The organism is Mesorhizobium sp. ArgA1 (assembly GCF_053714375.1).
In genome coordinates this window covers 22,670-30,782 of sequence record NZ_JBSKBQ010000030.1, presented here as the reverse complement: position 1 = coordinate 30,782, position 8,113 = coordinate 22,670, and the positions used below count along the sequence as shown (strand labels likewise).

Genomic DNA, 8,113 nt, shown 5'->3' with positions numbered 1-8,113 from the left:
ACCGCCAAAATCACCAAAAAGTCAAGAATTACCGCCGTTCCGGTGAAAGAATTTAGCACCACACTATTTTCATTGACCAAGCTACGGTCACTAAAAATCAATGACTTACGTGGCTATGTTCTTTTTGTGTTCTCGTCCAGGTGTTCAAGTCGGGTTTAGGTTCGCTTGTCGGCGCGCAATCGGGCGACGCGTATTAATGCAATGACGAGGAAGATGGGCGCGAGCTTGTCGTTGGCGACCTGGCGGAAGTGCTTCAGGTTGGAGAAGAAGTGCTCGATTAGGTTGTGTGCGCGTTCGAAGCGCTTACTGAAGCAACCTTCCGCTTTCGATTGAACTTGGCGGAGGTTTGGGCGATTTCCAGGGCACGGTGGGCATTATAGGCTTTGGGGCCAGAGGGGCTGATGGTCGAGGAGTCGACCGACAAGTCCCCATGATCTGATTATGCCGTCTGGCGGAGACGGATCGGGGGGCCTTGCGCGTCGAGTACGACGTGAGCGCTGGTCGTCAGTCCAAGGGACTGACCGAGACGACGAGCTGCCCCCTTTTTTTGCCGTGGCTCCCTGCTGGTGCGTCCGATGGAATTGCTATTGATCATCGGGACTGCCTCCGCTTCAGCCGTCAGCAGCATAGGTCCTTGCCGCATAACGGTCCGAAGTCGATTAGCAAAAACCCGCACACCCGGTTCCTCCTACGTCGTTTGCAGAACAAGCGAACAAGCTGTTGCGCTGCCTCCGGGCTCGGCCCAGCCCGCGAGATTTCAACACCGCTCGCATTCTTCGCATTCGCCGACGCCAGAGTTCGTGCGCCCCTGAGGTGGTTGTCTCCGGGGGCGCTGGCCTTGGAACAGAGGCGAGCATCGCATTGGTGTGATGGCCAACTTTGGGGCAAACTGTATATTTAACTGCGCTAACAAAGCTGCCATCGTCCTCACAAGTACACTCACTTGCGTGCGCTTCACGCTTCCGATTGAGAACACGAATGGAGGAAAAGATGAATTCCGGGCCGGTCAAGAGCAGCAGGAAAAAACTCACAATAGTCGACACCGATGTCCATCACGGCTACCGGGAACAATCGGATCTCTTTCCTTATCTCACCAAGTTCAATGCTGAGCGTTTTGCGGAGTGGGGCTTCGGCGGCCTTTCAACGCACCTCTACACCTCCAGCGGAGGAATTCACGGACAAAGGGCGGATTTCGAAGCGGAAGAGGCCGGCGATGGATTGGGTACTATTGGCGGTGCTGATTATTGCAGCAAGCACTTACTAGACGCGAATGGTATCGATGTGGCCGTTCTTACCGGTGGTATTGCAGGAGCGGCGAGCGCGCTACCCGACGTGGACTATGGAAGCGCGCTGTGCCGCGCGTTCAACGATCACTCGATGGAGCATTGGATCGCCAAGGATCCGAGGTTTCGACTCAATATCGATATCAATTCACAGGACCCTTTAGGGGCGGCGGCTGAGATCGACAGGCTTGGCTCGCATCCTGCTGTTTGTGGGGTCATGTTCAGTTGTGGCGCGCCCAAGCCCTTTGGCCAGCGCTTTTACCATCCCATATACGAAGCGTGTGCCCGGCACGGACTAGCGGTGACGATGCATTTCGGGTCAGAAGGAGAAGGTGTCAATCCGCCGCCGTCGGCGGCCGGCTTCCCCAGCTACTACATAGAAAGCCGTCAGCTGCGTCCGCCAGCTTATGCCGTGCACCTGGCAAGCTTTATTTTCGAAGGTGTCTTCGAAAAGTTTCCGACCTTGAAAGTGGCCATGGTGGAAAGCGGATTTGCCTGGGCGGTGCCCTTGATGTGGAAGATGGATCTGGACTGGAAGGGCCTTCGTCGACACACTCCATGGGTAAAAAGGCTACCTAGTGAGTACTTGAAGGACCATGTCCGTTTTGGAACCCAACCACTAGACGAGCCCACGGATCCGGAAGCGATAAATCACATTATCAACTGGATTGATGGTTCGCGAACCCTGATGTTTGCGAGTGACTTCCCGCACTGGGATGCGGATGATCCGATGATGACCTTGTCCGAGCAGCCGGAAGATTTGCGGCGACGCATCTTTGCAGAGAATGCCATCGATACTTACAAACTGTCGCTGCCAGCAATCTCTAAGGCCGCATAGGGAGTATGTACCGGTGCCTAAGAAATATGAAGTTTGTTACGCGGACGAAATTCCGGTTGGCGGACGACGCATTGTCGATATAGCAGGGCGCAGTGTCGGGATCTTCAACGTCAACAACGAATACTATGCTGTTCGCAACAGTTGCCCACACAAAGCCGCGCCCCTGTGTAAGGGAATTATCGACGGAATGGTCACAGGCGCCATGCCAGGACAGTTCGAGTACGAGCAAGAAGGCGAAATAATTCGATGTCCGTGGCATGGCTGGGAGTTTGCAATCAAAACGGGCCAGTCCGTGTTCAATCCACACAAGGTTTGGGTACGCGGCTATCCCGTGAGTGTGGAGGCAAAGCCCTCAAACTGCGCCGAGGCCGACGCGGCCAGCATCGAAAAGGATCCCTCCGTAGACACCTATCGTATGTCGGTCGAGGAAACCAACGGTAACAGTCGACCTACTCTCTACATACACCTCTAAGTCGAGGAATGCCTCCGGTTGTGAGCGCTTTGCAGCACTCGAATCAGAGCAGCTAAGCGCATTATCGAATGGGGAATGAGGGGTGCAGCTGCTCAGAAATTCGCGCCTAGGCTCCTTTGACTGGGTGGGCTGCCCGACCTCCGATGGAGGAGCAAAGCGATTTCGCAGCCCTGCCTTTTGTACGAGGCGAAAAGTGTAGGGTTCGCTCGAAAGGAGCCAGGCCAGATGGACGGCCATCGCCTCCAACGTTTGATGGTGTTGGTTGGGCGCCGTCAATCTTCATGTGGCACCAGCAACCAGGCTACTCATGCGGGTATCAGAGAATAACCAAGAACGTAACAAAAAGGGGAATTAAGATGAAAGAACTGGATTTTCTCAGTGAGCGCGTCGCGAAAGGGAAACTGTCCCGCCGCGAGTTTCTAGGTCGGGCCGCTGTGCTCGGCGTCAGCGCCGCCTTTGCCAACAACCTGCTTGCCACGGCTGCAAGGGCCGAAGGACCCGTCAAGGGGGGATTGCTCAAAGCTGGGCTGCAAGGCGGAGCGGCCACGGACAGCCTCGATCCCGTCCTCTTGACCGATGCGTTCCAATTTATCTTCAGCCGCCAATGGGGCGAAACGGTTGTTGAACTGGACGCAGACAGAAAAGTGCAGCCGGCACTTGCCGAGGAATGGGGCCCGTCGAAGGACGCCAAGGCCTGGACCTTCAAGATCCGCAAGGGCGTGCATTTCCATGACGGAAAGGAGATGACCCCCGCCGACGTGCTTGCCACCATAGAGCGCCATGGCGGCGCTAACTCGAAATCCGGCGCGTTCCCACTTTTGCAGGGCATCGACAAAATGGCCGTCGACGGCCAGAACTTGGTCTTCACGCTCAAAGAAGCCAATGCCGAATTTCCCTTCATAATGACTGCACACCAGGTGGTGATCCAGCCGAATGGCGGCAAGGACAACCCAACCGCCGGAATAGGAACCGGGCCTTACAAGGTCACCGTCCACGATGCCGGCGTTCGATCTGGCGGCGAAAGGTTCGCAGACTACTGGCGCAACGATCGCGGCTTTGCCGATCAGATCGAGATCGTCATCATCAACGACGGGACGGCCCGCAACTCCGCCTTGCAGAGCGGGCAGGTCCACATGATCAACAGAGTCGATCCGAAGGTGGTCGAACTCCTAAAGCGCGCTCCATCCATCACCATCCGCAACGCCAGCAGCCGTGGCCACTATATGTTTGTTTGCCAGTGCGACACGGCGCCTGTCGACAACAACGACCTTCGATTGGCGCTCAAGTATGCGATCGACCGCGAGGAGATGGTCCAGAAGATCCTGGGGGGATATGGCTCCGTCGGCAATGATACCCCTATCAGCAAGACCTATCCCCTTTTCACCGAAATGGAGCAGCGCAAGTACGATCCGGACAAAGCAGCCTTCCATTACAAGAAGTCCGGGCACTCGGGATCGGTACTGCTTAACACGTCCGACGTCGGCTTCCCCGGTGCGGTGGAAGCTGCTCAGCTATACCAGGCGAGCGCGGCCAAGGCGGGCATCACCATTGAGGTCAAGCGCGACCCGGCCGACGGGTACTGGTCAGAATTCGATAAAATGCCTTTCAAGGCCAGCTATTTTGGTGGCCGTCCGACGCAGGACATGACGTATTCCCTCGAATACCAGTCTAAAGCGCCATGGAACGAGTCTCACTTCTCCAACGAGAAGTTCGACCAGATGCTGGTCCAGGCACGTGGCGAACTCGATGCCGACAAGCGCAAAAAGCTTTACGCCGACATGGGTACGATCCTCCGCGACGAAGGTGGCTCGATCCTCCCGATGTTCAACGACTTCATCGATGCCACAGGGCCGCGGGTTGGCGGCTGGGCCACGGATGGCAACCAGGAACTTATGGGCGGCTATGCGCTGTCCAAATGCTGGCTCCAGGCCTGAGGCCGTACGACCATGGTTTCCAAGCTTGTTGCCCAGCGCATTGCGCTGGGCATCCTTTTGCTAGTCGCCGTTTCGGTTCTGATCTTCGCTGGCACCAATCTCCTGCCGGGCGATGTTGCGCAGGCCATTCTCGGCAAAACGGCGACGCCGCTGGCTATCGAGAACCTCAGAAAGGAAATGGGGCTGAACGACCCCGCCTATGTCAGGTATTTCCACTGGCTGTTCGGAATTCTGCACGGTGACCTGGGCACTGCTCTGACGACCAAGCTCAATATCGCCGCGTCCATCAAGGAGCGGTTGTGGAACACACTGTTTCTCGCCTTCTGGGCCGCCATCGTGTCGATTCCGCTTGCCGTCATCATGGGACTCGTCGCCGTGCATAATCACAACGGCCCGGTCGACAAGCTCATTTCGGGCTTGGCGCTTGCCTCCACCTCGGTGCCGGAATTTTTCATCGGCTATTTGCTGGTCTATTTCCTCGCCGTCAAATTCCAGGTCTTCCCAGGCATTTCGACCGTCTATGACGGCATGCCCTTCCTCGACAGGATGAAAGCGATAGCGTTGCCCTGCACCGCGCTGACCCTGGGCATTCTCGCACATATGATGCGCATGACGCGCGCCGCGATCCTCAACGTAATGCAGTCGGCTTACATCGAGACTGCCGAACTGAAAGGCCTGACGGCGTTCGAAGTCATCCGCAAGCATGCTTTACCCAATGCCCTTGCCCCCATCATCAATGTCGTGATCCTCAACCTCGCCTATCTCGTGGTCGGCGTCGTTGTCGTCGAGGTGATCTTCGTCTATCCGGGCATGGGCCAGTATCTGGTCGATCATGTCGCTATGCGGGACGTGCCGGTCGTCCAGGCCGTCGGCCTGATCTTCGCCGCCGTTTATATCTTTCTCAACGTCGTGGCCGACGTGGCGTCCATTCTCGCCAATCCGCGCCTCAGGCATCCGAGGTAGGAGCGCTATGCTAAGACGTATTCCCATCGGGGCGCTGATCGGCCTTGTTATCACCACCCTCTTCTTCCTCGTGGCGATCTTTGCACAGGGGATCGCGCCCTACGGCCTTGGCGATATTGTCGGCGGCGTTTGGGAGCCGATGTCGGCGAAATTTCTCGTCGGCACCGACAATCTTGGCCGCGACCTGCTCTCGCGCATGATCTATGGCTCCCAGACGACGATCCTGATCGCGATGCTGGCGACACTACTTTCCTTCTCGCTGGGCGCAATCCTCGGCTTCACTGCAGCGGTGGTCGGCGGCTGGTTCGATATGTTGATGTCCCGTTTTGTCGACCTGCTGATGGCAATCCCGACGCTGATCTTCGGTCTCGTCGTGCTCTCGGTGCTGCCGTCCAACATCGTGACGCTGATCCTCGTCATGGGTATCCTCGATGCGACCCGCGTCTACCGCCTTTCACGCGCGGTCGCATCGGACTTGAATGTCATGGATTTCGTCGAGGCCGCCAAGCTACGCGGCGAAGGCAAGGGGTGGGTGATCTTCGCCGAGATTCTGCCCAACGCGCTGTCGCCGTTGGTTTCGGAACTCGGGCTGCGCTTCATTTATGCGGTGCTCTTCCTCTCTGCTCTCTCCTTTCTCGGCCTCGGCGTGCAGCCGCCGGCAGCGGACTGGGGCGGCATGGTCAAGGAGAACAAGGATGGGATCGTCTTCGGCATCCCGGCGGCGCTGATCCCGGCCGCGGCGATTGCCGCGCTCGCCATCTCCGTCAACCTGGTCGCCGACTGGATCCTGAACCGCACCAGCGATCTCAAGGGAGGGCGCGGCAATGGCTGATGTTCTGCTCGATATCCGCAATCTCCGCATCGAGGCGACCACCTATCCGCGCGGCCAAAAGCCGACGACGATCGCCATCGTCGATGACGTCTCGCTGACGCTCGAGAAGGGCAAGGTGCTCGGCCTGATCGGTGAATCCGGCGCCGGCAAATCGACCATCGGGCTGTCGCCGATGGGCTATGGTCGCGGCGGTGTCCGCATCACCGGCGGCGAAGTCATCCTCAACGGCCGCGACATACTCAAGCAGGGCAAGAACGGCATCCGCAAGCTGCGCGGCCATGAGGTCTGCTACGTCGCGCAATCGGCCGCCGCAGCTTTGAATCCGGCGCAGCGGCTAATGGATCAGGTCGTCGAGACTTGTCTCAAGCACGGCTTAGCCACTCGCGCCGAAGCCGAACGCCGGGCGGTCGCGCTGTTCCGCAAGCTCAGCCTTCCCGACCCGGAAAATATCGGCAGGCGCTATCCGCACCAGGTTTCCGGCGGACAATTGCAACGCGTAATGACGGCGATGGCGCTCTGCCCCGAACCGGATCTGATCATCTTCGACGAGCCGACCACGGCGCTCGACGTGACGACCCAGATCGACGTGCTGATAGCCATCAAGCAAGCGATCCGCGCCACTGGCGTGGCGGCGCTCTACATCACTCACGACCTTGCTGTCGTGGCTCAGGTCGCCGACGACATTATGGTCCTGCGTTATGGCAAGATGGTCGAAAAGGACACGACGCACGCCATCATCAAGGAGCCGAAGGAAACCTACACCCAGGCGCTTGTCTCGGTACATCAGATCGAGCACCGGGAAAAGCAGCCGACGCCGAAGCCGATCCTATCGGTGAAGAATGTCACGGCTGCTTATGGCCAGGGCGTAATCAAGGTGCTGAAGAACGTTTCCGTCGATATCCACCCGGGTCAGACACTTGCCGTGGTCGGCGAATCCGGCTCCGGCAAGTCGACTCTGGCGCGCGCCATCACCGGCCTGCTGCCGTCGCTGCAGGGCGAAATCACCTTCGACGGACGCAAGCTTTCGAACCGGCTGGCCGACCGGTCAAAGGAAGACCTCCGCACGTTGCAGATGATCTACCAGATGGCGGATGTCGCGGTGAATCCGCGCCACACCGTCGGCACCATCATCGGTCGGCCGTTGACCTTCTATTTCGGACTGAGGGGGGCCGAGCGCGAGCGGCGCGTGCAAGAGCTCCTCGAAGAGATCGAGATGGGTACCGGCTTCCTCGACCGTTACCCGGCTGAGCTTTCGGGTGGGCAAAAGCAGCGCGTCTGCATCGCCCGCGCCCTTGCCGCCAAGCCGAAGCTAATCATCTGCGACGAGGTGACCTCAGCCCTCGATCCGCTGGTGGCCAACGGCATCCTGAAGCTGCTGCTAAAACTGCAGCAGATCGAGCAGGTGGCTTACCTGTTCATCACCCACGATCTCGCGACGGTGAGGTCGATCGCCGATTCCATCGCCGTCATGTATCGCGGCGAGGTCGTGCGCTATGGGGCGAAAAGCCAAGGGCTGGCGCCGCCGTTCGACGACTATACCGATCTCCTGCTGTCGTCGGTGCCGGAGATGGAAATTGGCTGGCTGGAGAAAGCGAGCGCCGGCCGCAAGATGGCGAGCGCTGGGAATTAGCAATATGAATCTTCGCAATTTCGTCCAGTTCAATGAAATTCCCTGCGCCGGTGTTCTCCCAGCACCCGCGCAACCTTGCCCGGCTTCGAGCCGGGCCTTTTTATTCGAATTCACTCGCGAAAATGGCAAGCCGGTTCGCGGCAGGGAGTTGCTTTGCTTGG

6 protein-coding genes are annotated in these 8,113 nt (G+C 58.3%); all 6 read left to right on the top strand.

Features of this window, described 5'->3' with window-relative positions; genetic code table 11:
* Positions 1-978 precede the first annotated feature (978 nt).
* The 6 genes from ACWGTI_RS30235 (at position 979) to ACWGTI_RS30210 (ending at position 7,952) form a co-directional block, all read left to right on the top strand.
* Positions 979-2,121: an amidohydrolase family protein gene (locus ACWGTI_RS30235; protein ID WP_454590404.1), complete on the top strand. Its 1,143-nt coding sequence runs from the start codon at positions 979-981 to the stop codon at positions 2,119-2,121.
* Positions 2,122-2,134: 13 nt separating this feature from the next.
* Positions 2,135-2,593 (top strand): Rieske (2Fe-2S) protein, encoded by a 459-nt coding sequence (locus ACWGTI_RS30230; protein WP_454578502.1) that lies wholly within the window; start codon positions 2,135-2,137, stop codon positions 2,591-2,593.
* 356 nt (positions 2,594-2,949) lie between these two features.
* Positions 2,950-4,527 carry an ABC transporter substrate-binding protein gene (locus ACWGTI_RS30225; protein WP_454590403.1) on the top strand — a complete coding sequence of 526 codons (1,578 nt, stop codon included), beginning with the start codon at positions 2,950-2,952 and terminating at the stop codon, positions 4,525-4,527.
* Between the two features lie 12 nt (positions 4,528-4,539).
* Positions 4,540-5,490, top strand: coding sequence for an ABC transporter permease (locus ACWGTI_RS30220; RefSeq protein WP_454590402.1), 951 nt, complete (start codon positions 4,540-4,542; stop codon positions 5,488-5,490).
* A gap of 7 nt (positions 5,491-5,497) precedes the next feature.
* Entirely contained in the window at positions 5,498-6,322 is an 825-nt protein-coding gene (locus ACWGTI_RS30215; protein ID WP_454590401.1) for an ABC transporter permease, read from the top strand.
* Complete coding sequence (locus tag ACWGTI_RS30210) at positions 6,315-7,952, top strand: ABC transporter ATP-binding protein (protein WP_454590400.1); 1,638 nt, start codon at positions 6,315-6,317, stop codon at positions 7,950-7,952. Before ACWGTI_RS30215 ends, ACWGTI_RS30210 begins: the two co-directional genes overlap by 8 nt.
* Positions 7,953-8,113: the final 161 nt, after the last annotated feature.